Source organism: Kitasatospora sp. NPDC008115 (genome assembly GCF_042957205.1).
Lineage (GTDB): Bacteria > Actinomycetota > Actinomycetes > Streptomycetales > Streptomycetaceae > Kitasatospora.
Map to the genome: position 1 here is coordinate 22,004 of NZ_JBIBHU010000018.1, position 22,867 is coordinate 44,870.

The 22,867-nt window shown below is 74.5% G+C and carries 20 protein-coding genes; 11 read left to right on the forward strand and 9 right to left on the reverse strand.

The genetic code is table 11. The features are described from left to right. Window positions 1-82 precede the first annotated feature (82 nt). The 8 genes from ACFZBX_RS22525 to ACFZBX_RS22560 all read left to right on the forward strand — a co-directional run bounded on the left by ACFZBX_RS22525 (window position 83) and on the right by ACFZBX_RS22560 (window position 9,572). On the forward strand, window positions 83-1,945 hold the full coding sequence (locus ACFZBX_RS22525; protein WP_391535558.1) for an alpha/beta hydrolase family protein: 1,863 nt from the start codon (window positions 83-85) through the stop codon (window positions 1,943-1,945). Continuing rightward, a complete protein-coding gene (locus ACFZBX_RS22530; RefSeq protein WP_380764226.1) occupies window positions 1,942-2,103 on the forward strand; it encodes a hypothetical protein in 162 nt (53 codons plus the stop codon). Before ACFZBX_RS22525 ends, ACFZBX_RS22530 begins: the two co-directional genes overlap by 4 nt. A 78-nt stretch (window positions 2,104-2,181) precedes the next feature. After that, window positions 2,182-4,125, forward strand: coding sequence for a RiPP maturation radical SAM C-methyltransferase (locus ACFZBX_RS22535; protein ID WP_391535559.1), 1,944 nt, complete (start codon window positions 2,182-2,184; stop codon window positions 4,123-4,125). Further along, window positions 4,106-4,777, forward strand: a complete 672-nt coding sequence (locus ACFZBX_RS22540) for a DUF5825 family protein (protein ID WP_391535560.1) — start codon at window positions 4,106-4,108, stop codon at window positions 4,775-4,777. The genes ACFZBX_RS22535 and ACFZBX_RS22540 overlap by 20 nt, the downstream gene beginning before the upstream one ends. Before the next feature lie 79 nt (window positions 4,778-4,856). Continuing rightward, window positions 4,857-6,059, forward strand: a complete 1,203-nt coding sequence (locus tag ACFZBX_RS22545; protein WP_391535561.1) for a cytochrome P450 — start codon at window positions 4,857-4,859, stop codon at window positions 6,057-6,059. After that, entirely contained in the window at window positions 6,052-7,368 is a 1,317-nt protein-coding gene (locus ACFZBX_RS22550; RefSeq protein WP_391535562.1) for an MFS transporter, read from the forward strand. The genes ACFZBX_RS22545 and ACFZBX_RS22550 overlap by 8 nt, the downstream gene beginning before the upstream one ends. A gap of 145 nt (window positions 7,369-7,513) precedes the next feature. Further along, window positions 7,514-8,617: an NADH:flavin oxidoreductase/NADH oxidase gene (locus tag ACFZBX_RS22555; protein ID WP_391535563.1), complete on the forward strand. Its 1,104-nt coding sequence runs from the start codon at window positions 7,514-7,516 to the stop codon at window positions 8,615-8,617. Window positions 8,618-8,699: 82 nt separating this feature from the next. Further along, a complete protein-coding gene (locus ACFZBX_RS22560) occupies window positions 8,700-9,572 on the forward strand; it encodes a hypothetical protein (protein WP_391535564.1) in 873 nt (290 codons plus the stop codon). A 37-nt stretch (window positions 9,573-9,609) separates the two neighbouring features. Here ACFZBX_RS22560 and ACFZBX_RS22565 read toward each other — a convergent pair whose 3' ends face one another. Beyond that, window positions 9,610-10,374: a hypothetical protein gene (locus ACFZBX_RS22565; protein ID WP_391535565.1), complete on the reverse strand. Its 765-nt coding sequence runs from the start codon at window positions 10,372-10,374 to the stop codon at window positions 9,610-9,612. Window positions 10,375-10,528: 154 nt separating this feature from the next. After that, window positions 10,529-11,140, reverse strand: a complete 612-nt coding sequence (locus ACFZBX_RS22570; protein WP_391535566.1) for a DoxX family protein — start codon at window positions 11,138-11,140, stop codon at window positions 10,529-10,531. A gap of 435 nt (window positions 11,141-11,575) precedes the next feature. Here ACFZBX_RS22570 and ACFZBX_RS22575 point away from each other — a divergent pair, with 435 nt between their 5' ends. Continuing rightward, a complete protein-coding gene (locus ACFZBX_RS22575; RefSeq protein WP_391535567.1) occupies window positions 11,576-12,265 on the forward strand; it encodes a polysaccharide deacetylase family protein in 690 nt (229 codons plus the stop codon). Between the two features lie 39 nt (window positions 12,266-12,304). On the opposite strand, the gene ACFZBX_RS22580 is transcribed toward ACFZBX_RS22575, so the two are convergent. The 5 genes from ACFZBX_RS22580 to ACFZBX_RS22600 form a co-directional block, all read right to left on the reverse strand. Beyond that, window positions 12,305-13,483, reverse strand: coding sequence for an epoxide hydrolase family protein (locus ACFZBX_RS22580; protein WP_391535568.1), 1,179 nt, complete (start codon window positions 13,481-13,483; stop codon window positions 12,305-12,307). After that, entirely contained in the window at window positions 13,480-13,899 is a 420-nt protein-coding gene (locus tag ACFZBX_RS22585) for a hypothetical protein (protein ID WP_391535569.1), read from the reverse strand. The genes ACFZBX_RS22580 and ACFZBX_RS22585 overlap by 4 nt, the downstream gene beginning before the upstream one ends. Window positions 13,900-13,968: 69 nt before the next feature. Further along, entirely contained in the window at window positions 13,969-16,047 is a 2,079-nt protein-coding gene (locus ACFZBX_RS22590) for a hypothetical protein (protein ID WP_391535570.1), read from the reverse strand. Then, window positions 16,044-17,849, reverse strand: coding sequence for an HSP90 family protein (locus ACFZBX_RS22595; RefSeq protein WP_391535571.1), 1,806 nt, complete (start codon window positions 17,847-17,849; stop codon window positions 16,044-16,046). The genes ACFZBX_RS22590 and ACFZBX_RS22595 overlap by 4 nt, the downstream gene beginning before the upstream one ends. Before the next feature lie 156 nt (window positions 17,850-18,005). Beyond that, a complete protein-coding gene (locus ACFZBX_RS22600) occupies window positions 18,006-19,133 on the reverse strand; it encodes a nucleotide disphospho-sugar-binding domain-containing protein (RefSeq protein ID WP_391535572.1) in 1,128 nt (375 codons plus the stop codon). A 504-nt stretch (window positions 19,134-19,637) separates the two neighbouring features. Here ACFZBX_RS22600 and ACFZBX_RS22605 point away from each other — a divergent pair. Continuing rightward, on the forward strand, window positions 19,638-20,063 hold the full coding sequence (locus ACFZBX_RS22605) for a cold-shock protein (RefSeq protein WP_391535573.1): 426 nt from the start codon (window positions 19,638-19,640) through the stop codon (window positions 20,061-20,063). Window positions 20,064-20,142: 79 nt separating this feature from the next. Here the strand turns inward: ACFZBX_RS22605 and ACFZBX_RS22610 are convergent, their stop codons facing one another. Further along, window positions 20,143-20,730 carry a lytic polysaccharide monooxygenase gene (locus ACFZBX_RS22610; RefSeq protein ID WP_391535574.1) on the reverse strand — a complete coding sequence of 196 codons (588 nt, stop codon included), beginning with the start codon at window positions 20,728-20,730 and terminating at the stop codon, window positions 20,143-20,145. 534 nt (window positions 20,731-21,264) lie between these two features. On the opposite strand from ACFZBX_RS22610, the gene ACFZBX_RS22615 reads away from it, so the two are divergent. After that, on the forward strand, window positions 21,265-22,419 hold the full coding sequence (locus ACFZBX_RS22615) for a Cmx/CmrA family chloramphenicol efflux MFS transporter (protein WP_391535575.1): 1,155 nt from the start codon (window positions 21,265-21,267) through the stop codon (window positions 22,417-22,419). Window positions 22,420-22,569: 150 nt separating this feature from the next. Here ACFZBX_RS22615 and ACFZBX_RS22620 read toward each other — a convergent pair. Next, window positions 22,570-22,867 (reverse strand): hypothetical protein (locus tag ACFZBX_RS22620; RefSeq protein WP_391535576.1); only part of this gene is annotated, 298 nt, incomplete at its 5' end.

A 22,867-nucleotide genomic window follows, 5' to 3' on the forward strand; every position in this document is an offset into this window, starting at 1 on the left:
GCCCCTTTCGCAAGCCGGTTCACTGGTTCCCGAAGCGTTCAGCGCAGCCTGTTCCCATTGTCGAGCCGGAAGGGCCGGGCCCGTGACGCAGGCGTTCCAGTCCCCCGGCTTCGCCGCGCTGGCGGCCGGCCGCGCGGTCGAGACGCGGCTCGTCGAGGACCGCTGGCAGGCGGTCGCCTGGGACCTGGGGACGGGCCTGCGCCGGGTGGTCACCGACCGGCCGGACGGCGTCCACCTGAGCGAGATCGAGCCGGACGGCGACGCCATCTGGTGGTTCGACGCCGACAGCGCCGGGGAGGGCCGGTGGCGGCGCGCGCCGTTCGGCGGCGCGGCGGACGGCGAGGCGAACGGTGGAACGAACGGTGGAACGGACGGCGAGGCGCTGCACGGCGTACCGCACGGCCGGGCGTACGGCGTCGCCTTCGACCGGACGGGCACACTCGCCGCGGTGGCCGTCGGCGTCGGCGACGCCTCGCACTGCTACGTCGGACCACCCGCGGGCCGGGCACGGCTGATCGGTTCGGCGCCGGGGTACCTGGGCCTGGCCGACCTGTCGCCGGACGGCCGCCTGCTCGCCCTCGGCGGCCGGCCCGACGGCGACGACGCGGTGGTCCTGTGGCCGGCCGACGCCCGGGCCGACGCCCCGGCGGGCGGTCCGCTGCGGCTCCCCGGGGACGAACAACTGCGGCTCTGGCCGATCGAGTTCAACCCGCTCGCGCCGCACGAGCCGGAACTGCTGCTGGTGGCCGAGGAGGACGAGCGCTACACGGTCGCGACCTGGCGGGCGGGCGAGGGGCTGCGCAGGTACCCGGGGTTGGCGTTCGACTCGCAGATATCGGCCGGCTGGTACGGCGGGCCGCGCGGGGTGCTGATCCAGCACGAGCGGGCCGGGCGCAGCCGCCTGCTGCTCGCCGACCTCGGCCCGTCCACCGGGCAGCCTCCGCCCGTCCGGGAGATCCGCACCCCCGGCGGCACGATCCACGACCTGTCCTGCGCCCCGGACGGCACCCTGCACTGCGTGTGGAGCCGCGAGTCGACACCGCCGCGCCCGCTGGTGCTGCGCCCCGGCGAGGAGGCGGCGCACCGCCCCGGCCCGGAGCGGGACGACACCTCCCGGAGCGCGCGCTGGACGCCCCGGCCGTACGGGCGGATCCACAGCTTCGTCAGCACCCCGGCCGGCCCGGGCCCGTGGCCGACCCTGTTCCTGGTGCACGGCGGCCCCGCCACCCACGACCGCGACTCCTACGACCCCCGGGTGAACGCCCTGGTCGGCGAGGGCTACGCGGTGGTGCGCAGCAACTACCGCGGCTCCACCGGCTACGGCGCCCGCTGGCAGCACGACTACGGCCACCGGGTCGGGCTGGCCCAGATCGAGGACCTGGCCGCCGTCCGCGCGGAGCTGGTCGCCGACGGCACGGCGCTCGCCGAGCGCACCGGCCTGTGCGGCTTCTCCTGGGGCGGCTACCTGGCCCTGCTGGCGATGGGCGCGCAGCCGCGGCTGTGGTCGCTCGGCATGGCCGCCCAGCCGATCGCGGACTACCCCGCCGCCTACCGCACCACCACCCCCGCGCTGCGCGAACTCGACCGGGAGCTGTTCGGCGGGACCCCGGAGGAGGTCCCCGAGCGCTACCGCGCGGCCGACCCCCGGTCGTACGTGCACCAGGTCCGCTCGCCCGTCCTGCTGGTCGCCTCGCGGACCGACGAGCGGTGCCCGCCCGGCCAGGTGGCCCGGTACGCGGCCGACCTGCGCCGGCTCTCGGTGCCGCACGAACTGCTCTGGGTGGACGGCGGCCACTACAGCCGCCGCACCGCCGACCACCGGTCGGTGCTGGCCGCGATGGTCCGGTTCGCCGGACGGGCCTGGCCGGCGCCGCTCCCCCGCGCACCCCGGGGCGACCGCCCCGAGGGATCCGCCGAGTCGTCGGAAGGAGGTGAACAGCCATGAAGCGCCGCAGCATCCAGAACGACCCGATCGGCACCCCGGAGCGTGACCGGGGCGCCGTCGTGGTCCAGAACTTCGCGCTCGACATCACCAAGGCCGCACCGGTCGCGCCTGCCCTCAAGGGGCAGCCGAAGCCGAAGAAGGCCCCGGAGGGCAAGTGACCCTCCGTCGCTCCGGGGCGCCCGCGCGCCCCGGAGCGGCACCTCACCGACCGCCGGCGGACAACAGAAGTGGCCACCATGCGTATCGTCCTGCTGCACATGCCCTGGGGCGCGATCGACGTGCCGTCGCTGGCGCTCGGAATCCTGCACACCGCCGCCGCCCGCGCCGGCCATCAGGTCGACGTGCGGTACGCCAACCTGGACTTCGTGGACTGGGCGGCCGAGCATGCGGGATTCGGCGCGGACGACTACCAGTACTTCTCCGAGAAGTCCTACTTCCAGGGCGCGGGCGACTGGGCGTTCGCCGGCGCCCTGTACGGCGACGACGACGCGGCGGGTGCCGGGGCCTCGGGCGACGTTGCCACGGGTGACGGGGCCTCGGATGACGGGGCCGCGGGCTACTTCGAGTACCTGGCCGCCAACGGCGCGAGCGAGCGGGAGATCGCGCTGACCCGGGCCACCCGGGCGCTCGCCCCGGCGTTCGTCGACCGGCTGGTGGGGGAACTCGCCGCCGACCCGCCGGACCTGGTCGGCTTCACCACCACCTTCCAGCAGAACACCGCGAGCCTCGCCGCCGCGCGGCTGCTGAAGCAGCGCTGCCCGCAGGTGCGCACGGTGTTCGGCGGCGCCAACTGCGACGGTCCGCAGGGCGCCGCGCTGCACCGCAACTTCCCGTTCCTGGACTACGTGGTGCGCGGCGAGGGCGAGGCCGCCTTCCCCGCGCTCCTGGCGGGCGGCGACCTCGCCGCCGTCCCCGGGCTGTGCTGGCGCGACGACGCCGGAAGGCCGACGGCCAACGCGATGGCGCGGCGCCCGCTGCCGCCCGCTGCGATCCTCCCGCCCCGCTACGACGGGTTCTTCGAGCGGCTGGACGCCTCCGTCGCGGCCGGCTGGGTCGATCCCAAGCTGGTCCTGGAGGGCTCCCGGGGCTGCTGGTGGGGCGAGAAGCACCACTGCACCTTCTGCGGGCTCAACGGCTCCTCGATGGAGTTCCGCTCCAAGCCGCCCGCGGACTTCCTCGCCGAGCTGCTCGCGCTCGCCGAGCGCCACCAACTGCTGGACGTCTACGTGGTCGACAACATCCTGGACATGGGCTACTTCGACACCGTCCTGAAGTCGCTGGCCGAGCTCCCGGTCGACCTGCGGCTGCACTTCGAGATCAAGGCCAATCTGCGCCGCCGCCAGTTCCAGCTGCTCGGCGACTCGGGCGCGGCCCAGGTGCAGCCCGGCATCGAGAGCCTGAGCACCCGGGTCCTGCGGATCATGGACAAGGGGGTCACGGGCTGCCAGAACGTCCGTGCGCTGCGGGACGCGCAGAGCGCCGGGGTCTCGGTGACCTGGAACTACCTCTACGGCTTCCCGGGCGAGCAGGAGGAGGACTACGAGTCGGTGATCCGCCAGCTGCCCGCGCTGCACCACCTGGACCCGCCGACCGGGGCGGGCCGGATCGCGATCGAGCGGTTCAGCCCCTACTTCGACCGCCCCGAGCTGGGCTTCGCGATCACCCGGCCGGCCTTCCAGTACCGGGCGACCTACCGCCTGCCGGAGAGCGAACTGAACGACCTTGCCTACGTCTTCACCGCGCCGCCGCGCGGGATCGGCGGCGCCCTCGCGGAGCGGCTGGGCGCGGCCGTGGACACCTGGCTCGAACGGTTCCCCGACAGCCGGCTCAGCTACCGGGACGCGGACGGGCGGGTCGTCCTGGTCAACACCCGGCCCGGGTACGACTGGCGGGTGGTCGAGCTGACCGACCCGGTTGAGCTCGCCATCTTCCGGCTGCTCGACCAGCCCCGCTCGACGGCCGCGCTGGCCGCCCGGGTACCCGGCGGCGCGTCGGAGGTCGGGCCGGTGCTGGAGCGCTTCACCGAGCTGGGCCTGCTGTTCCACGACGGGGGCGCCTACGTGCAGGTCGCCGTCGAGTCCGACAACCAGGTGCTGATGCGGATGCGCCACCGGCACGGCCCCGCCACCGCCGCCCGTCCCCGTACCGAGGAGGTGCTCGATGCCGTCGCCACCGGCTGAGCGGACCGGCGCCGCCTGGCGCGAGGCCGCCCCGGAGGTCGAGCTCTGGCTCGACTACGACCCCGCCGTGCGGGAGCTGCCGGGCTTCGCGCTCGGCCGCCGCACGCTGGCGGGACCGGCCCGCACGGAGGTGACCGGGCTGCACCGCGCCGGGGTCCGCTGCCTGCGGCTGACCGAGCCGGTGCGGCTCTGCGCGGACGCGCCGGCCGCCTCCGCGCGGGCGCTGATGCTGCTGCGCGAGGCGACCGGGCAGGGGCTGGCCGTGCTCTGGCAGGCGGTCTGCACGGACGGCTGCGCGACGCGGCGCCGGTTCCACCACCTGTACCCGCCCGAGCGGCTGACCGGCGCGCCGCCGGAGGTCGCCGCCGACTGGCGTGCCACGTACTTCCCGAGCAAGTGCGTCTTCCGGCGCGGCCCCGGCTTCGTCGAGGTGCGCGACCGCCGGTTCGGGACGCTGGAGCTGTTCACCGTCGACGAGCCCGGCCACCTGGCGCAGTTGGACGCGCTGGCCGAGGGCGTCGAGGCCGGCCTGCTGCCGGACGCCGTCCACCGGGACTTCGCCGAGGCGGGTCTGATCGCCGAGCAGGCGGGCCGCGTCTGGTTCCTGCCGATGCGGGTGCGGCGCTGGCCCTTCCCGTCGCTGACCGTGTAGTCGCGAAGGTCCGCCCCCGAGCCCCCAAGTCCCCGCCTTCGAGTCCCCGTCTTCGAGTCCCGAGTCCGAGGAGCGATCCATGACCACCGCGGTCGACGACGACGCCGCCGCGCGGATGTCCGCCTTCATCCGCGACCCGTACCCCACGCTCGCCCGCATCCGCGAGGCCGGCGCGGTCTCCGTCGTCGAGTTCGGCGAGGGCCTGCCGGTCTACCTGGTGACCCGCTACCAGGACGTCCGGGCCGCGCTGATGGACCCGCGGTTCGGGCAGGACGTCCGCCGCAGCCAGGCCATCGCCAGCGGGCGGGGCTCCGGCCTGACGCTCGGCTCGGAGGTGGTCCACATGCTCAACAGCGACCCGCCGGACCACACCCGGCTGCGCCGCCAGATCCAGGGCGTCTTCACCCGCCGGCGGGTCGATCGGATGCGGCCGCTGGTCGAGCGCATCGCCGGCGGCCTGCTGGACGGACTGCGCGAACGGGAGAGGGCCGACCTGGTCACGGACTTCGCCTTCCCGCTGCCGATCATGGTCATCTGCGAGCTGCTGGGCTTCCCGCCGGAGGACATGCAGGCCTTCCGCACCTGGTCGACGGCGATCCTCACCCAGGGCGGCGAGCTGACCTTCGACCAGGCCACCGCCGAACTCAACGACTACCTGCGGGAGTTGATGAAGGCCCGGCGGGCTTCGCCGCGCGCGGACATCCTCACCGACCTGGTAGGGGCCCGGGACGCCGGGGAACTCACCGAGCAGGAGGTGTTCTCGATGGTCTTCCTGCTGCTGATCGGCGGCCACGAGACCACCGTCAACCTGCTCGGCACCGCCACCCTGGCGCTGCTCCACCACCCCGACCAGCTCACCCGGCTGCGCGCCGACCCGGCGGCGATGCCGGTCGCGATCGACGAGTTCCTGCGCTACGAGTCCCCGGTCAGCATGGCCACGCTGCGGTTCACCAACGCCGAGGTGACCGTCGACGACGTGGAGATCCCGGCGGACGAACTGGTACTGCTCTCGCTCGGCGCGGCCAACCGGGACCCGAACCGCTTCACCGACCCCGACCGGCTGATCCTCGACCGGGGCGATCCGGGCCACCTGGCCTTCGGGCAGGGCCTGCACCGGTGCCTCGGCTCCTTCCTCGGCAGACTGGAGAGCGAGGTCGCGCTGACCGGGCTGCTGGAGCGCTTCAGCCGGATCGAGCTGGCCGCGGCGGAGGAGACCCTGCCCTGGCGCAACACCATCATGCTGCGCGGCCTGGAGTCGCTGCCGGTCGCGCTCCATGGCTAGCAGCACGGGGGCGGGGAGCACCGGGACAGGCGACACCGGGACAGGCGGCACCGGGACAGGCGGCACCGGGACGGGCGGCGCGGCGGGCCTGCTGCGCTTCCGCCCCCGGATCGGCCTCGCGCCACTGCGCTCGCGCGGCTACCGGCTGCTGGTGATCGGGCAGGCCACCTCGGAGTTCGGCAACGCCTTCCAGGTGGTCGCCCTGCCGCTGCTGGTCTACTCCCTCGCCGGGGGCGCCCGCCAGCTGAGCCTGGTGGTCGCCGCCTACGGCGCGGGCCGGCTGGCCGCCACCCCCCTCGGCGGGATGCTCGCCGACCGGTTCGGCGCCCGGCGGGTGATGCTGGCCGCCGACCTCGGCCGGCTGTTCGCCACCGCCGGGCTCTGCGCGGTCGCCGCCGGCGGGCAGGCGGACTACTGGCTGATCGGCGGGCTGGCACTGCTGGTCGGCCTCGGGGCGGGGGTGTTCCTTCCGGCCGCCTGGGCGATCACCCCGACCCTGCTGCCCGCCGAGGACCTGCACGCGGGCAACGCGCTGAACAGCACGGTCACCTTCGGCGCCGGCCTGCTCGGCCCCGCGGTGGCCGGCCCGCTGGTCGCCTGGCTGAACCCGGCCGCCGCCCTGGGGCTGGACGCCGCGACCTTCGCGGTGTCGACGGCGACACTGCTGCTGATCGGCCGCGGCAGTCCCGTCGCACCGCCCCGCCCGATCTCCGAACGGGCCTCCGTGCCACGGAACTTCCGCGCCCTGCTGCGGGAGTCGCCGCTGCTGCGCGCGGTGCTGACGGTCACGGTGATCGCGAACCTGACGGTGGGCGGCGCCACCCGGGTCGCACTGCCGGCCCTGGCCACCGACGGCTTCGCCGCCGGCGCCGTCGGGCTGGGTCTGCTGCTGGCCGCGTTCACCGGCGGCGCACTGGTCGGCGGCCTGTTCGCGGCCGGCCTCACCGACCTGCGCTCGCGCGGCCGTACCGCGATGACCTCAGGCCTGGTGATGGGCGCGGCGATCGGCCTGGTGCCGTTCACCGGGATCGTGGGCGCCGTGCTGCTGCTGTGCCTGGCCGGTGGCGCCAGCACGGTGACCAATGTGCTGGTCGTCACCGGAGTGCAGAAGAGCACCCCGCCCGAGCTGCTGGCCCGGGTCATGGCGGCGGTCACCTTCTGCGCGCTCGGGGTCTTCCCGGTCTCGGTGATCGCGGCCGGCGCGGCGGTGGACGCGTTCGGGAGCCGAGGGGTGCTCGCGACGACCGGGCTCTGCCTGCTGGGCGCGTTCGGGTACGCGCTGACCAGGAGGGAGATCCGCGCGCTCTGAGGCCTCCGCCGGGACGGGCGGCGGTCCGGGAAGCCGTCGCTTGCGCTTATGCCGCGCACGCAATTATTGTGGCAGCAGAGATTGCAGCTGCAATCTCTCGTGCGCACGAGTCCTCCCCGTCCTCCGTCCCGACCAGGAGCCTGACATGAGCACCAGCCTCTTCAGCCCGTACACCCTGCGGTCGCTGACCGTCCCCAACCGGGTCTGGATGGCGCCGATGTGCCAGTACAGCGCCGCGCCGGACGGCGAGCAGGCGGGCGTCCCCACCGACTGGCACTTCACCCACCTCGCGTCGCGCGCCGTCGGCGGCGCCGGGCTGATCCTCACGGAGGCCACCGCCGTCAGCCCCGAGGGCCGGATCTCGCCCTACGACCTCGGGCTGTGGAACGACACCCAGGTGAAGGCCTTCCGCCGGATCACCGACTTCCTCAAGGCGCAGGGCACGGCCGTCGGTGTGCAGATCGCCCATGCCGGACGCAAGGCGTCCACCGAGCGCACCTGGGTCGACCACGGCCGCGCCATCGCCCCGGACGAGCCGCACGGCTGGACGCCGCTCGCCCCCAGCGCCGTCCCCTTCGACACCACCCGGATCGCCCCGCAGGAGCTGACCGTCGAGCAGATCGGCGAGATCGTCGGCCAGTTCGCCGACGCCGCCCGGCGCGCGCTCGACGCCGGCTTCCAGATCGCCGAGATCCACGGCGCGCACGGCTACCTCATCCACGAGTTCCTCTCCCCGCACAGCAACCGCCGCACCGACGCGTACGGCGGCTCCTTCGAGGGCCGGATCCGCTTCGCCCTGGAGGTCGTCGACGCCGTCCGCGCCGTCTGGCCCGAGGACCTGCCGGTCTTCTTCCGCGTCTCCGCGACCGACTGGCTCACCGAGAACCCCGAGGACGACCGCGAGGGCTGGACCTCGGAGGACACCGTCCGCCTCGCCAAGGAACTGCGCGCGCACGGCGTCGACCTGCTCGACGTCTCCACCGGCGGCATCGCCCCCGACGCCAAGGTCGGCTCCGGCCCCGGCTACCAGGTGCCGTTCGCCCAGGCGGTCCGCAACGGGACCGACCTCCCGGTGGCGGCCGTCGGCCTGATCACCGACCCCGTCCACGCCCAGCGGATCCTCACCGACGGCCACGCCGACGCCGTCCTGCTCGGCCGCGAACTCCTCCGCAACCCCTACTGGCCCCGCCACGCCGCCGCCGCCCTCGGCGCCGAGACCCCCACGCCGGCGCCGTACCACCGGGCGTAGCGCCCCGGCCGCCGTGGAAGGTGTCGGTGGCGCCCGGTATCTTGCGTCGACCCGTGTGACACGACGCGAAGGAGTGCGCATCATGACGCCCGAGACCGCCACGGCGGCCGACCTCAATGGGTGGGACGCCGCGCTGGCCGGTGCCTTCGAGATCCTGCTCGGTGGCGATCCGGCCCTCGACGGAGCCGCCGCGGGATACGGCGTGTACTACGCCTCGGACACGCTCGACGAGTTCCTGTTCCCGAACCCCTGGGCCACCCCCGAGGCGCTGTCGGCCCGGACGCCGAGGCTCCTTCCGGACCTGGACGGCGAGTACCCGTTCTCCCCCTCGGCGTGGCGCTTCGACCTGAGCGGGTCGCTGTTCCGCTTCGACGCCGCGCTCCTGGAGGGGACCGGGCCGTGGGGCGAGGACGGGCACAAGGGCCCCCGACCGTTCGACGACGCCTTCGTCACCGATCTGCGGGCCGTTGCCACGGTCGACGAGGCCGGTGACGCGCTGGTGCGCGGTGCGGAGTTGGGGACGCTCCTGGACCGGCACGGGGTCGACCTGACCGGCGCGCGGGCCACGAAGCTGAACAACTGGCTGGCCGTGCTGCTGCGCGTCGCCACCGACGGCACCCTCGCCGACGCGATGCGGGCCGCCACGTTCACCGGGCGCGGCCCCGGGCACCTGGTGTCGGTCCAGGACATCGGCGGCGACCGCCGCGCCGACGAGCCCTGGGAGGAGAGGCTGGCGGCGGTCGCGCACCCGGCGCTGCGCGACCACCTCCGCATGCTCTGCCTGAGCGAGGCCGATGCGCGCAGCACGGGCGGCTTCTACTGCGGCGCCGACCACTGGCCGTGGTCCGACGCCCTGGACGCGGTCGGCGCCTCCCTGGTGGCCGGCTGGGGGTTCGGCGAGTCCCAGGCCGGCGCCGCCGTCGTGCGGCTGCCGGACGGCCCGGGGGCGCCCTGAGCCGGGCACCGAGCCGTCAGTGCGGCCGTCCAGCCCGTCAGTTGGCGTCTCCGGTGCCGAACAGGCGCAGTACGTAGGTGTCTGCGGCCCGCTCCGCGTCGTGGTACTTCCGCAGGAAGGCCGCGGTCGGGCCGCGCCGCAGGAGCGGACTGGTGACGATGAGGTTCGGTCCCGTCGCGAAGACCTGGTCCACCCGGGGCACCATGCCGTCCAACCACGCCCGGACCTCCGTCGGCGCCGCCCGCGGACGGCCCGGGTCCGCGCATTCCCGCAGGAACGCGTTGCGGTTCGCGGCCGAGGCCGGGGCTGAAGCCGAGTCCGTGGCGGAGGTGGAGGCCGTCACCGAGCAGAACACGGACATCAGTTCCCCGCCCTCCGACCACACGGCGGCGATCGACCGCACGGTCCCGCCCGCCTCCGCCTTTCCCGCCGCATGCCAGACGCTCGGCCGGCCGGGGAAGTCGATCTTCTGCCTCGCCTTCAAGGTGATGCCCCGACGGGCGGCGAGGCGTTTCAGGAACGCCTCGCCGGTGTAGCCCGGCTCGATCACCTGGGCCTTGATCGGCGGCAGCGCCGACTGCTCGGCCACCGGTTCGTCCGGCCAGTCCGCCAGCGTCCGCAGGTCGGGGACCTGCAAGGAAGGGGACGGCGGCGGATCGACGAGACCCTCGCTCCCGCCGGAAGGTCCGGCCCGCTCCACCCCCTCGCGCTTGAGCAGTGAGCACTCGGAGACGGAGACCAGGACCACCAGCGTGGCGAGCACGGCGGCCACCCGGGTCACGGCACGACGGGATCCGTTCACCGGATCTTGAACTCCCCCGTGCGCCGGCGGTCGTGGGGCTCGATCGGGGCACGTAAACCAAACATGACCGCCGATCGTACGCGAGTTCGTCGACGCACGGCCCGGCGGGGCCGAGGCGCGCGCCCCAGCCCCGCGCCGTCCTCGGCGGCAGCGTTCAGGCGGCGAACTGCCCGCGCAGATCGGCGGTCGTCCGGCTCCGGGCCACCGGGTCCTGCGGTTCGTCAGGAGCCGTGCCCGACGGGAGCGGTGCGCCGGCGGACGCCGCCGGTCCCGGGTCCGGGCCGGGCTCGGCCGCGGGCCGCGCCCTTCGGGTGGCGACGGTCAGACAGGCCACGATCAGCACGATGTTCTTGAGGATGTACTGCCCCTCCAGCGTGGGAACGGGCGGCACGCCGTTGGTCCACACGTCGTTCGGCAGCAGGACCAGTGTCGCGAACACCCCGGTCATGTGGACGAAGAACACCGCGAGGACCACCCGGAGCAGCAGGCCGGTGACCAGGCCGATCCCGATCGTGACCTCCATCAGCGCCAGCAGGAACCGCGAGACGTCGGGCGGCACCGCGTCGAAGGTCATCAGGCTCATGCAACGGGTGGCGAGGTCCTCGGCGGGGCTGGTCCCGGGGAAGAACTTCGGCAGCCCGAACCAGAGGTACAACACCCCCACGCTGACCCGCAGGACACCGGGCGCCACGCGCTGGTAGGCGCGGGCGAACACATCGGCACGGCGTCTCGACGAGCGCACCACCCGTGCGGGAAACGACTCCATCTGCCCCTCCTTCATTCGGATCCATCAGAGTTCCCAGCACCCGAACGGCGACGGGGCATGACACGACCGATGGAATCCGGGTGAGGGGCGGCCCGGAGCACCGACCGTGGCACGGCCTGTCAGGTACTGGCTCAGAAGTTCGCAGCTTAGCGCCCTGTTGCTGCGCCGCATAGGCTTCCCGTCGCTGTCCGACCAGGTGAGCGGCGCCGCCGACTCCGCCACCCGCCTCACCGTCACGCCCCCACCCCCACCGCACCGTTCACGTCCTGCCACGCATACCGCCCCCCCTGCGGGAACCGGCCTGAGTCGGCCGAAGTGCGACCTCCGTTGACGCGGACCGGGGACGGTGTGGGGGTGGGCCGCTACATTGGGTGAAGGGCCGGGGAGGGGGCGGGCAGCGGGTTCGTTCCCGTGCCGCGGCCGTTGGGAGGACCTGTGTCTTCAGCCCGTCGAGCGGACCGGCGCAGGGGGCGCCGCGCCGCCCGGGTCGCCGTCGGAGCCCTGGTCGCGGCGGCGGCCGCGGTCGTCGTGCTGCCGGCCGTCCCGGCGCAGGCCGCTCCGGCCAAGGTCGTCTACCTCACCTTCGACGACGGCCCGAGCCCCCGCTACACGCCGCAGGTGCTCGCGCTGCTGTCCCAGTACGGCGTGCGGGCCACGTTCTTCGAGATCGGCCAGAACGTCGCCGCCTACCCCGGGGTCACCCGGCAGGTGGGCGCGCAGGGGCACAGCGTGCAGAACCACAGCTGGTCCCACCCGGACCTGCGGAAGGTCTCCAAGTCCGCCTTCCAGTACCAGGTGACGGCCACCGACGCCCGCATCCGCGCGCAGACCGGCACCACCCCGACGTGCCTGCGCCCGCCCTACGGCGGCGTCAACGGCGCCGTCCGCTCGGGGGCCGCCGGACTCGGCAAGAGCATCCAGCTCTGGAGCGTCGACCCCCAGGACTGGGCCCGCCCCGGCCGCGCCGCGATCGAGCGCCGCGTCCTCGACGCCGTCAAGCCCGGCTCCGTGATCCTCCTCCACGACGGCGGCGGCGACCGCGGCCAGACCGTGGCCGCCCTGCCGGGCATCCTGCGCACCCTCAAGTCCCGCGGCTACACCTTCGCCCTGCTCCCCTGCCGCTGAGCACCGGACGCACCGGACGCACCGGACGCGCTCCCCGCATCAGCGGAAGCGACGGAAGAAGGCGCGGACGTCGGCCGTGAACAGGCCGGGCTGTTCCATGGCGGCGAAGTGGCCGCCATGGGGCAGTTCGGACCAGTGGACGATGTCGTGCTCGCGCTCGGCGAGCCGCCGCACCGGCCGGGCGATGTCGGCGGCGAACACCGCGACCCCGGTGGGGGTGGCGGGCCGCGGCCCGGTACGCACCGGGCGCGAGGAGTGGGCGGCCTCCCAGTAGTGGCGGGCCGAGGATCCGGCGGTCCCGGTGAGCCAGTACAGCATCACGTTGGTCAGCAGGCGGTCACGGGGGACGGCGTCCTCGGGCACCTCGGCGCTGTCCGTCCACTCCTTGAACTTCTCGACGATCCAGGCCAGTTGGCCGACCGGAGAGTCGGTCAGCGCGTAGGCGAGCGTCTGCGGGCGGGTGCCCTGGATCCTGGCGTACCCCGACATCTCGGGTTCCGCCTCCAGGAGCCGGTTCAGCCGGGCCCGGTCGTCGGCGGTGAGCCCGGCCGCGAGCTCGGCGGCCGTGGCGGGATCGTCGGGGGGCAGGGTCAGCAGGGTGTTCAGATGGATCGCGACGACCTGCTCGGGCGCCAGCGCGGCCAACTCCAGGGTGACGGCGTGCCCCCAGTCCCCGCCCTGGGCGCCGTAGCGGCGGTAGCCCAGCCGCCGCATCAGTTCGGCCCAGGCGCCGGCGACCCGGTGGACGTCCCAGCCCGCGTCCCGGGTCGGCCCGGAGAGTCCGAAGCCCGGGAGGGAGGGGATCACCACGTGGAAGGCGTCGGCGGCGCCGCCGCCGTGGGAGCGCGGGTCGGCGAGGGGACCGACGACGTCGAGGAACTCGACGATCGATCCCGGCCAGCCGTGGGTGAGCAGGAGCGGCAGCGCGTCGGATTCGGGGGAACGGACGTGCAGGAAGTGGATGTCCGCGCCGTCGATCGCCGTGGTGAACTGGGGCAGCCGGTTCAGCTCGGCCTCCTGCGCACGCCAGTCGTACGCGGTACGCCAGTGGTCGGCGAGTTCCCGCAGGTAGGCGGGCGGCACTCCCTGTGTCCAGCCGGGGGCGGTGGGGGCGTCCGGCCAGCGGGTGGCGTCCAGTCGTGCGGCCAGGTCGTCGAGGGCCGACTGCGGGACGTGGAGTTCGAAGGGGCGGAGCGCGGTCGTCGGGTCGGCGCTCATGTGCGGTCCTCCTCACCCGGGTCACCGGCGAGCGCACGGGCGGATGCGAGGTCGCGCTCGTCCCAGCCCCAGTGGCCGCCCCGGTCCTCCGGCCGCCGGGCCTGCTCGTCGATCCACCGGTTGTGGGCCTCCCAGGCCGCCTGCTTGCTGGTGCCCAGGGCCGCGCCGATCTGTGCCCAGGACGCGCCCGCCCGGCGTGCGGAGCGCACGGACAACTGGCGGCCGTGGGCGGCCTTGCGGGCGATCACCTCGCCGAGCGCGAGCAGCTCCAGGGCTTCGGCGCGTGTCAGCGCGGCCTCGGCGCCGTCGTCCTCGTCGGCCGGGCCCGCGAGGGCGTCGCGGGTTCGCAGCGCGTCGTAGCGGGCGACGGCGGTCGTCAGCGTGAAGCGGGATTCGAGGTCCTCCGGAGTCGGCATGGACGAAGTCTTCCGTCAGGCCGCCCTGACGTCAAGACAGCCTGACGAAACGTCAACTCCATTGGTCTGTCAGTACTCCTCGGCCTCCGACAGGTCGTCCTCGGTGATGTCGTGGGCGGCCATCAGCTCGGCGGCCTCGGATGCGGCGCCGCGGGCGCGCAGGACGCGGGCCGCCAGCAGCGCCGCGTCCCAGGTGTAGCCGTCGTCGCCGGCGGCGGCCAGGGCGGCGAGGGCGGCCTCCTCGGCGGCGGCCGGGTCGCCGAGGCGCAGGCGGGCCTGGCCGAGTTCGGTGAGGACGTCGGTGAGTTCCTCCGCCGCGCCGGGGTCGGCCCGGTCGGCGGCGAGCTGCTGTTCGAGGAGGGTGCGGGCGGTGGTGAGGTGGTCGGCGGCCTCGCGGTGGCGGCCCGTCGCACGGATCTGGTCGACGTAGCCGCGCAGGACGGCGACCACCTCGCCGGTGTGGGCGGGGTCGGGGGCGTCGGCGAGGACGGTCCTGGCCTCCGTCAGGATGTCCCGCAGCAGGCCGGTCTCGGCCTCGGTGTCGCTGTACGGGTGGCGCCACATCGCCTGGACGAGGGCGCGGAGCCGGTCGGCCGTCCGCCCGGCGGCGGCGAAGCCGAGGGAGGCGGCGAGGTAGCGGGCGGCCGGCTCCGCGCCGTTGCCGAGCAGTTCGCCGAGGCGCGCCTCCAGGTCGGGGCGCGCGGGCAGGGAGGCGGGGCGGTCGGCGTCGTCGGTGTCGTCCAGGAGCTGGCGCAGCCGCTCGGCGGCGTCGCCGCGCCGGGCGTGCTGCTGGTGCACGCGCGCGAGCAGCCAGCGGCAGGAGGCCGCCTCCTCGGGCGCGCCGTACCGGTCGAGCTCGCGGACGGCCTCCTCGGCGGCCTCCGCCGCCTCGGCCGGATGTTCGGCGGCCAGCAGGGTCTCGGCCAGCTCGACGCGGGCGCGGGCGGCGCCCGGCCGGTCACCGGCCGCGACGAGGGCGGCGACCCGGTCGGTCAGCCGGTGGACCCGCTCGCCGCTGCGCGAGCGCAGGTCCGTACCGGTCCCCGGCAGCGGGACCGGTTCGCCGATCGGCCCGGCGGCCATCCACTCCCCCATCCGGGCGCTCTGGTAGCCGTTGCCGTTGCGCGCGTCGAACCGGGCCGCGAGGGCGAGGACGCGTTCGCGCAGTTCGGCGGCGAGCGCGGTGACCGTGGTGTCCGGGCGGCGGCGGCCCTCGACGGTCGGGAAGCGCAGCACCGGCGCCCCGTCGCCGCCCGTCTCCACCGCGGAGAGCACCGCGACGGCCGCCGCGGCGAACTCCATGTCCGCCAGCGGGGTCCGCGCCCGGTCCAGCCAGGACAGGTGGCGCTCGATCAGGTCGAGGCCGCGCCCCGGGTTGCCGCTGTGGGCGCAGAACAGCAGGTTGGAGGCGAGCTCGCCGAGGCTGCCCGGGTTGCCGCGGATCCGCCGGTAGGCGGTGCGGTGCGCCTCCGCGGCCTGCTCGCCGCGCCCGGTCCGCAAGTAGGGCAGCAGGAGTTCGGAGTTGATCCACTGCGGCTGCTCGGTGCAGCCCGAGCCCCGGGCCGGCTCGCCGAGGCGGATCGCCTCCTCGTCCCGGCCGAGCGCGACCAGTGTCCGCACCTGGCTGCTCGGCACGCAGCCGGAGCAGTCCGACAGGGCGTCGCGCCGGGTGAGCGCCATCTGCTCGTAGTACTCCTGGGCGCGGGCGAGGTCGCCGGTGGCCTCGGCGACCAGCCCGCGGTGCTGGAGGACGGCGTGCGGGCTGTGGCCGCCGCGCCGGTAGCGCCGCTCCATGTCGTCGAGCAGGTCGGCGGTCCGGCCCAGCGGGATCTCCGGGAACTGGTGGACGCTGGAGACCATCCACTTGAACTGCCAGAGCAGGGTCTCCTCGTGGCCGCCCTCGAAGCGCCCGGGCTCGCGGTCGTAGGCCGCCAGGCACCAGGAGAAGGTGAGGAAGGCCTTGGCCGGCGCCCAGCTCTGCTGGAACACCTCGGTGGCCTCCATCCGCACCTCGAAGGCGAACTCGACCAGTCCGAGGGCGTCGGCGTGGCGGATCACCTCCTCCAGCGCGGCGAACTTCGCCGCCCCGTCGGGCATGACGTGGGTGCTGCGGAAGAGTTCGCGCAGGTCCTGCTCGGTCCGGCTCACTGCGCGCCTCCGGCGACGGCCCGGCCGATCAGGCCGAGGAAGGACTGGTTGAGGACTGCGGTGTCGGCCGGGCGCAGCGGGTGGTGGCCGAGCAGCAGCGCCTGCACGTAGAGGCCCTCCAGGCAGATCGACCGCAGCTCGGGCTCGGTCAGCGCGAGCACCTGCCGGGCCAGCGGATTGCGGTGGTTGAGGACCAGGCGGGGCCGGGGCTCGGTCTCGCTCCGGAAGCTGCCGAGGATCGCCGCCCAGGTCTCGTCCACCTGCTCGCGGGTGCCGCGCACGTCCAGTTGGAAGGCGGTGTCGTCGTCGAGCAGGTAGAGGGCGGGCAGGCCGGAGGGCTCGAAGGAGCGGACCAGCACGTCGCAGCCGAGCCGCGCCAGCACCGGGTCGGCGGCCGCCAGGAAGGGCGCGAGGGCCCGCTCGTCGGCGGCGTCCAGCCGGGCCAGGTGGGTGGTGAGGTCCGCCGCGCGCAGCTGTTCGGTCTCCAGGGAGCGGTCGAGGGTGGCGAAGCGGTCGATCAGCTCGGCGTCGTAGACGTAGCCGGCGTTGACGACGGCGAGTCCCTGGGCGGCGGCGACCGGTGCCAGCCGGCGGAACTCGTCCAGCAGCGGGGTGTAGCGGAGCAGTCCGTAGCGGGCGGTGAACTCGGCGAGGGTCAGCGGGCCGACGTTGGTCTCCATCGGCCAGTACTCGGCGACCAGCCGGAGCATCTCGTCGTCGTGCAGCGCCAGCGCCTTGACGCCCAGGTGGTGCACCCGCAGGAAGGAGCGCAGCCGGCCCGGTTCCTGCACGCTGAGGCGCACCAGCCAGCCGCGCAGCAGGTCGCCGAGCGTCTCCCGGGTCGCCTCCAGCAGCGAGTCCTCGTAGAGCGCCTCCCGGCTGGCGGTGGGCCGCAGTTCGCCGGTGTCCACGACGCAGCGCACGAAGAACGCCCAGTCGGGCAGCAGCCGCTCCGCGCCCTCGGCGAGCAGCATCCGCTTGAGGTGGACGCGGTGCGCCGCCGGGACGGCCGGGTTGGCCGGCATCGGCAGGACGAAGGCGACGCCGCGCAGGCCGGCCTCGGCCGAGGCGATGTCGACGACGTCGAACGGCGCGAAGCCGAACACCTCCTCGCAGTACGCCTCCAGGCGGGCCCGGCGCTCGGCGGCTCCCTCGCCCTCGGGGCGGTCCCAGGGGGCCGGTCCGCCGGTGACCGGCTCGCCGTCGACGGTGACCGGGTGCGGCAGCCGCGAGCCGTAGTGGGTGACCAGGTCGGTGACGGCGCGGCGGGTCAGCAGGTGCTCGCAGCCGGGGCGAGGGCGCAGGGTGACGGTGGTGCCGGCCTCGGGGCGCTGCCGGTCGGCGGGGGCCCGCTCCAGCGCGTAGCCGCCGTCGGAGCGGCCGTGCCAGAGCACGGTGGGTTCGCCCTCCCGGCGGGTGGTGACCTCGATGGCGTCGGAGACCATGAAGCAGGAGAGCAGCCCGATGCCGAACTGGCCCATGAACTCGTGCCGGGCGAAGCCGAGCTCGTCGCGCTTGGAGCTGCGGCCGATGGTGGCGAGCAGTTCGTGCACCTGGGCCTCGCTCAGCCCGATGCCGTTGTCGCTGATCGTCAGCGAACCGTCGCCGGTCGCGTCGCCGGAGGAGATCTCGATCCGGGGCGTGCGGCGGGGCGAGGTGCCGGTGTCGTCCTGGCGCACGGCGGTGATGGCGTCGACCGCGTTCTGCAGCAGTTCGCGGACGTACACCTGGGGGCTGGTGTAGAGGTGGTGGCTCAGCAGATCGACTATTCCGCGCAGGTCGACGCGAAACGTTTGGCTCACGGGTTCTTCTCCCAGGTCGTGTTGGGAGCACCCTAGAGCCGGGCGCCGACACACGGGAGCGAATTTCGCGTGAGGGTTCGAACGGCGGGGCCGTGAGCGGCGCGAGCGCCCCCGACCGCCCGCGCGGGCGGTCGGGGGCGCTCGCCGGAGGACGGGTCAGGGGCGGGCGGTGATGAGGGCCTCGATGTCGGGGACGACCGCCGCCGGGGTCGGCAGGGCGTCGTTCTCGGCGCGCAGCCGGGTGGCGGCGGCGCGCAGGTCGGGGTCGGTGACGAGGCGGGTGAGCAGCGCGGTGTCGACGTCCGCGGAGGACGAGCGCAACCCCGCCCCGTAGGCCGCCATGGCGTCGGCCACCATGAAGTTGTCGGCGCCCTGGGGCAGCAGCAGCTGGGGCAGACCGGCCTGCATCCCGGTGAGGGTGCTGCCGGAGCCGCCGTGGTGCACGACCGCGTCGCAGACCCGCAGCAGTTCGGCCAGCGGCACCCACGGCAGCAGGTGGACGTTGGCCGGCAGGCTGCCGAGCCCGGCGGGGTCGGCGTCGCCGACGGCGAGCAGGAACTCGGCGTCGACCTCGGCGGCGGCGGCGACCAGCGGGGCGATGGCGGCCAGCCCGTCCACCCCGGCGAGCACCGTGCCGAGGGTGACCGCGACCCGCGGCCGCGTGCCCCGGTGCAGCAGCCCTGCGGGGACGACGCCGCCGCCGTTGTACGGGACGTAGCGCATCCGCAGGCCGCCCGGGTCGCCGCCGAGCGAGGCGGGCACGATGTTCAACGGGGTGGACTCGGCGGGTGCGGCCACCCCGTGCTTCTCGTAGAGGTCGGTGAAGTGGGCGGCCAGCGCGGCGGCCATCTCCAGGCCGGAGCTGAGGCCGAAGTTCTGCAGCGCCGCCGGGATGCCGAGCTTGGCCGCGACCAGCTGGGCGGAGGCCAGACAGGAGTCGTGGACGATCAGCTGGGCGTCCCAGCCGGTGGCGACGGCCAGCAGGTCGTCCACGGTGGAGCGCGAGGCCAGGGCGAAGGCGGCGGCCCCGATCTCCAGGATCTCCGCCTGCGTCAGGTCCGGCTGGGCGTAGTGCGCCTCGGTGCCGATGATCTCCTCGAAGGCCTCCCGCACGGACCGCCCGTCGCCGATCTCGACGACCGGGAACCCGGTCTGGCGCAGCGGCTCCAGCGGCTGCGGACTGGCGAAGAGCACCTCGTGCCCGGCGGCCCGGAGGGCCTGGGCGGTCGGCACCATCGGGAAGACGTGGCTGGGTGCGGCCGGGCCGGTGAAGAGTATGCGCACAACTGTCTCCTGGTCGTTCTCAGGTCGGTCGTCGGTCATGACTGCCGTCAAAGGACTGCCGGTCGAAAGGACTGCCGTCAAAGGTCGGTCGTCATCGGGACCGCGCGGGGCGCGGACCACTCGTCGCTCAACTGACGGACGATCAGTTGTTCTTCCCCGTGGGATCGATAATCGGACGTTCTGGCCCGTGCGGGTGGGAGGCGGGGGCCGCCGCGGGGCCCGTGTTCCCGGCGCTCGCGCGCAGGACGCAGCGCTCGCCGGGGATCGCGCGCCCCGGTGGGAGCGCCGGAACGCGCGGATCGGCCAGGTGGCGGGCCCACCGGCCGCCGCGCCGGGCCCGGGCGCAGACCTGGCCGGTTCCCGCCCTTCGCGAGCGGCGCCGGCGCCGGAACGCCCCGGGCACCGCTCCTCCAGGTGCCGCTGGCGAAGGCGGCCGTCCGATCCTCTATCCTCTACCTCAGGTGTCGGGCAGGGGGCCCGGGTTGTTGTCATTGGGGGTGTGTTGTGATCACTGGTCGAGTGGTGCGGTACGACAGTGTGCGCGGGTACGGGTTCATTGCTCCGGACCACGGCGGGGAGGATGTCTTCCTGCACGTCAACGACATGCTGATGCCCGAGTCGATGGTGCACTCGGGCCTGGTGGTCGAGTTCGAGATGGAGGAGGGCGACCGGGGGCTGAAGGCCTCCTCGGTGCGCCTGCCCAAGGGGGCACTGGTCCGCCCGGCCGGCCCGGCGGTGTCCGTTGCCGCCCGGGTGCCGGCGGCCGAGGGCGACGACGTCGAGTGCGACGTCCTCACCTCCGCGGAGTTCCTGCTGGAGGTGACCGAGCTGCTGCTGGAACACGCGCCGTCGCTCACCGGCGAGCAGCTCCTGAAGGTGCGCAACGCGATGCTGCAGTGCGCGAAGGGTCACGGCTGGACCGAGGGCTGAGCCCGGTCCCACGCCGCACAACGCCGTCGGCCGGCCCCGCTCGCGGGGCCGGCCGACGTTCGTTCGGGGTGCGGGTGGATCAGAAGAGCACGTCGGTGCAGGAGTAGAACGCGTTCGCCGTGTCGGCGACGTCCCAGACCGCGACGACCACGTGGTGCCCGGTGCGGCCCGTGGGGAGGGTCGCGGTGTGGGTGGTGATGGCGGCGGGCTGACGGCGGTTGTAGGGAACCGTCAGGAACGGCGTGAGGTCCAGGCTGGCCCGGGTGATCTTCTGGGTCGGGTCGTAGCCCTGCTTGGTCAGGAAGTACCGGAAGTTGGTGGTCGAGTGCCGGGCCTCGATCTCCCAGGTGAAGGTCTGCTGGGCGCCGCCCGTCACCTTGGTGGTCGGCCAGGCCCCGTTGCGCGGGTTGTCCAGCGGCGCCCAGCGGGCGTCACCACCCGCGCAGATGGTGCCGTCGACGGGACCGCGGGCCGGGAAGCCCTTCAGGCCCTCGACGCTCTGCGGCTCCCACTGGATGTCGCCGCAGTTCTGGACGACACCCGCGCCGCACAGGGCCGAACGGCTCGGCGGGAGGTTGATGAACCCGTGCGAGTTGGCCGGAACGGCCATCGCGAGCGGGACGGCGACCGCGGCCAGGGCCGCGCCGATGATGTGGCGTTTGCGCATGATGCTCCTCCGTGGGGGGATGGAGAGTGCGCCCGACGCAGCAGGCGGCGCGCGTGGGGGTGCGCCAGCCGTGGGATCTTGGCATGCCTGCGCCAGGTGAATGCCCATACCGTAGGGAGCGCGACGACCGTCGTCAATGGTCTGGACCAGTTTGGCGTTCGGTCAACCTGCGGCCGCCACAGCCGCGTTCCGCCACGAGGGTCGGCGCTCGGTCGACCGTCCTGCCAGAGCGCCAACGGAGATACCGCTCGATGATGTCGGCGCCGCGCACGACTCCCGCCGGCGCACGAAGCGGCGGCGAAAACCGTTGTGCGGGTGCGGTGGAGGTCGGGTAGCGTGCCGGGCATGTCGAGTCCCGAGTCGGACGAGGTGGGGGCTTTCGGTCACACGCCGTCAGCCCCCTGAACCCCCGATGAGTCCCTGAGTCCGCCGGCCCTGCCGAGCGGGCCGGAGGCGTGCGGTCGCGGGTGTCCCGGGTGCTGGCCGCGGTGACGAGTCGCCCTTTCGTGCCTCTCCTCACCTCGGAGCCACTCGATGCCTCTTCCGCTGTACCTGCTCGCCGTGGCGGTCTTCGCCATGGGCACCTCGGAGTTCATGCTCGCCGGCCTCCTCCCGGCCATCGCCTCGGACCTCGGCGTCACGGTCGGCGCGGCCGGCACGCTCACCTCGGCCTTCGCGGTCGGGATGGTCGTCGGCGCGCCGGTGACGGCGGTGCTCGCCCGCGCCCTGCCCGGACGGTGGGGACTCCTGGGGTTCGTCCTGCTCTTCGCGGCGGCGCACGGTGCGGGCGCCGCCGCCCCGAACCTCACGGTCCTGCTCGCGACCCGGGTGGTCGCGGCGCTCGCCAACGCCGGGTTCCTCGCCCTCGCGCTGACGACCGCCGCCGCACTGGTACCCGCCGACCGGAAGGGACGCGCGCTCGCCGTCCTGCTGTCGGGCACCACGGTGGCCACGGTCGCCGGCGTCCCGGCCGGGGCGGCGCTGGGTTCGGCGCTCGGGTGGCGGGCCGTCTTCTGGGCCGTCGCCGCGCTCTGCCTGCCGGCCGCCCTCGGCATCGTGGCCGGTGTGCCGAAGGGGCGCAGCCCACGGGACGGCGCCGAACGGCCGGCCCTGCGGGCGGAGTTCGCACGCCTGGGGCACCCCCGGCTGGGGGCGGTGATGCTCCTCGCCGCGCTGGTCAACGCCGCGACCTTCGCCGCCTTCACGTACCTCGCGCCCGTGGTCACCGGGCCCGCCGGGCTGGACGGATCGTGGGTCCCGGTCGTCCTGGTGCTGTTCGGCGCCGGTTCGTTCGCCGGCGTCACCGTGGCCGGGCGGCTGTCCGACCGGCACCCGGGCCCGGTCCTCGCCGTCGGCGGCGCGCTGCTGCTGATCGGGTGGCCGGCCCTCGCCGTGCTGGCCGACCGGCCGGCGGCGGTGCTCGCGCTGGTGTTCGTCCAGGGCGCGCTGTCGTTCGCGGTCGGCGGCACACTGATCACCCGCGTCCTGTACGAGGCCGCCGCCGCCCCGACGCTGGCCGGCGCCTGCGCGACCGCCGCCCTCAACGTGGGCGCCGCCGCCGGCCCCCTCGCCGGCGCGGCCGCCCTGGCCACGGCCGCCGGGGAGCGCGGGCCGTTCTGGCTGGGCGGCCTGCTCGTCCTGGCGGCGCTGTCGCTCGCCGCCGCTCCCCTCCGCTCGGCGCTCCGCTGAAGCAGCCGCACCGCCGCGCGGCCGGGGCGGAACACCCGGGTGTGCGGGCCGCGGCCGTCTCGGCGAGGTGCCGGGACGGCCGCGCGGCCGCTCGCCGCTTGACCTCCACCCGGCGCTCAGGGGCACCCCGGGACGCCCCCGGGCGTGGGGTCAGCTGCGCGCGGCCGGGGTGGGCTCGACGTAGACGCGCAGACGCTGATGGGCATGGAGCCAGCGGAGCCGGGTACCGCAGGCCCGCAGGGCAGTGCCGAGGGCGTGACGCATCGCGCCGTCGACGGCCGCACGGGCCGTCGCGGCCTGCGCGGCCTCAGAGAGAGTGCTGCCGGCCAGATCGGCGAGGCGACGGGCGAGATTCCAGCCGAGGTCCGCCGCACCGTTGCGGTCGTCCGCGCCCCCGGGACCGGGGTCAGCGGCGCGCGACCGGGGTGGGCTCGACGTAAACACGCAG